Source organism: Rhizobium sp. FKL33 (assembly GCF_005222915.1).
In the GTDB taxonomy this organism is placed as follows: Bacteria; Pseudomonadota; Alphaproteobacteria; order Rhizobiales; family Rhizobiaceae; genus Rhizobium_E.
Genome location: NZ_STFX01000048.1, coordinates 1 through 2,624, shown reverse-complemented (window position 1 = coordinate 2,624; position 2,624 = coordinate 1). Strand labels below are relative to the sequence as shown.

At 60.4% G+C, this 2,624-nt stretch carries 1 protein-coding gene and 1 pseudogene; both read right to left on the bottom strand.

The genetic code is table 11. The features are described from left to right. Positions 1-106: 106 nt before the first annotated feature. Positions 107-882: pseudogene (gene istB, locus E8Q41_RS22680) on the bottom strand (IS21-like element helper ATPase IstB). A gap of 14 nt (positions 883-896) precedes the next feature. Next, complete coding sequence (istA, locus tag E8Q41_RS22675; RefSeq protein WP_137157847.1) at positions 897-2,450, bottom strand: IS21 family transposase; 1,554 nt, start codon at positions 2,448-2,450, stop codon at positions 897-899. Positions 2,451-2,624: the final 174 nt, after the last annotated feature.

Genomic DNA, 2,624 nt, shown 5'->3' with positions numbered 1-2,624 from the left:
TGCGTATTTCGGCGGAACGGGACAGTCGTTTCACTAAATCGTGGACAGCAGTTTCACTAATTCCGGGACAGCCTGGTGTTGCCGATTTTCGCCTGCCTGGTTGATGTCATGCGCGATTGATTTCGCCGTTTTCAGCGCCGGTCAAGTGGGATGGTGTTTTCTGCCGTCGCATGCTGTCTCCCTCAAGGGTGATGCGGTGCGCATTGTGGATGATCCGATCGAGGATTGCGTCTGCGATGGTGGGTTCTCCGATCATGTCATGCCACTGGGCGACGGGAAACTGCGCGGTGATGAGCGTCGATTTCCGGCGATAGCGCTCCTCGAAGATTTCCAGCAGGTCGAGGCGTTGTTGGTCCGTGAGCGTGTGGGTTCCCCAGTCATCGAGGATAAGCAACTGGACGCGGGCGAGTTTGTCGACCAAGCGTGGAAAGCGGCCGTCGAGCCGGGCAAGGCCAAGGTCTTCGAACAGACGCGGCAGCGCAGATACAGGACGGAATGATCGAGCCGGGCAGCCTGGCGGCCGAAGGCGCAGGCGAGCCAGGTTTTTCCCGTGCCGGTCTGGCCGGTGATGATCATATTGTCATGCGCCTTCAACCATGCCCCTTGGGCAAGCGACAGAGTGTTGCGGCGGTCGAGGCCACGCTGAGAGGCAAAGTCGATGTTCTCGATGCAGGCGTCGGGAAAGCGGAGTTTTGAAGCCGCAAGCCGGTTGCTCAGGCGTTTGTCGGATCGCAGAGCCGTTTCCCGATCGAGCATCAGTCCGAGCCATTCGTCGCGGCTGAGATCGCTGCTGTTGTTCTGAGCGGCGAGTTCGCGATAGGCCGTCGCCATTCCGGCCAGGCCAAGGGCCTGCATCTGATCGAGGGTTGGATGTGTCAGCATGGGTCTTTCCTTCTTCACTGGTAATAGGAGCCGCCGCGGATATTGGCGTGCGGCGGGGTGGGTTTTGCCGGGGCGGTCTGGGGTTTGGTCTGATCGAGACCGGATTTGAGAATGGCGGCGACAGAGGAATATGTGACGGAGTTGATCGTGAGCGCCCGCTCACACGCCGCTTCCAGGCGATCCGTCTCGTAACGGCGAGCAAGGGACAGAATGCCGAAGGCCGAGCGATATCCTTGTTCGGGATGAGGTCGATCGCGCATCATCCGCTCGACCAGGATGGCGGTGTTCACCCCGATCTTCGCCGCCTGGTTCAAAAGCGATGCCGGCGTCGTGTTGGCGTAACGTTGGTGGGATTTGGGCATGTGCTCGTTGACCGTGACATGCCCGGATCGCTGAGAGCGCCTGACATGGCTGGCAATCCGCGTATGATCGATAAATATCTCGACCACCCGATGGGTCAGACGAACATCGACCTGTCGGCCGATCAGGCGGTGCGGCACAGAGTAGAAGGTCTTGTCGACCTCGACATGATAATCGGGATGGACCTTCGCCGATTTCCATTCCGCATAGTCGAACGGCGTTGCTGGCAGCGGCGCAAGCGCCTTTCTCTCCACCTCATCGAACAGCTCTCTGCGCGACTTGCCGACGTGGCGCATCGGGCGGTTGTTCAAGTCGTCGAGCAGAGCCGAGATCGCGGCGTTCAGATCGGCCAGACTGAAGAAGCGCCGGTTTCTGAGGCGCGCCACTATCCAGCGCTCGACGATCAGCACCGCGCCCTCGACCTTAGCCTTGTCGCGGGGCTTACGGCTTCTGGTCGGCAGGATGGTCGTATCGTAATGCTCAGCCATGGCGGCGAAGGTGGCGTTGAGCGTCGGCTCGAACCACAGCGCCTTGGCGACGCCCGCCTTCAGGTTGTCGCACACGATCGCTTTGGGGACGCCGCCGAAGAAGCTCAGCGCGCGTTCCTGGCCCTCGATCCAGTCCGGCAGCTTCTGGCTGAAGCTGGCATAGGCGAATGTCAGCGACGAAGCGGCAAGCACCGCCACGAAGATCTGCGCCGAATGGATGACGCCGGTCGAGGGGTCGATGATGGGGATTGTATGGCCGGCGTAATCGGTCTGCATCACCGCGCCCGCTTCATGACGGTTGCGGAACGTCGCGTGAGCCCGGCGTTCGAAGGCGGCAAAACGCTCGCAGAACCATGTGTAACCGTAGCCCTCGGGATGGCTCGCCCTGTATTCCTGCCACAGCAGCGTCAGCGTCACGCCCTTGCGCTTCAACTCAGTGGATACGGACCGCCAATCCGGTTCGACCAGGTCCTGTGGCGGGCGGCCAACGCGCCGGAACAGATGTCGCTCCAGCGCGGCGTCATCATCAAGGCCCGCGGGCAATGGCCAGACCAAAAGTCCGGTCTCCTTCGCGCGAAGCAGATATGTCGCCACCGAGGTCTTGCTGATCTTGAGGCGTTCCGAGATGGCGCAAACCGAAAGGCCCTGCTCATGCGTCAGCCGCAGTATCGATCTGATATCTTTCACTGTCGTTCGTCTCGCTCGCTTCCGTCTTGGCATAGCCCCTCTCAACTGATGGTGAGGAGCCAATCTGCCAGAACGGCGCTTGCGAAAATCGACCTTAAATCCACGCCCGAGACTGTCCCGGAATTAGCGGAAGCACTGTCCCGTATTTACTGAAATCGCTGTCCGCGAATTACCGGAATCCCTGTCCCGGAATTCGTGAAACACGCA

Coding starts and splice junctions, on each gene's coding strand:
- istA (WP_137157847.1), bottom strand. CDS start 2,450: ATGCCAAGACGGAAGCGAGCGAGACGAACGACAGTGAAAGATATCAGA.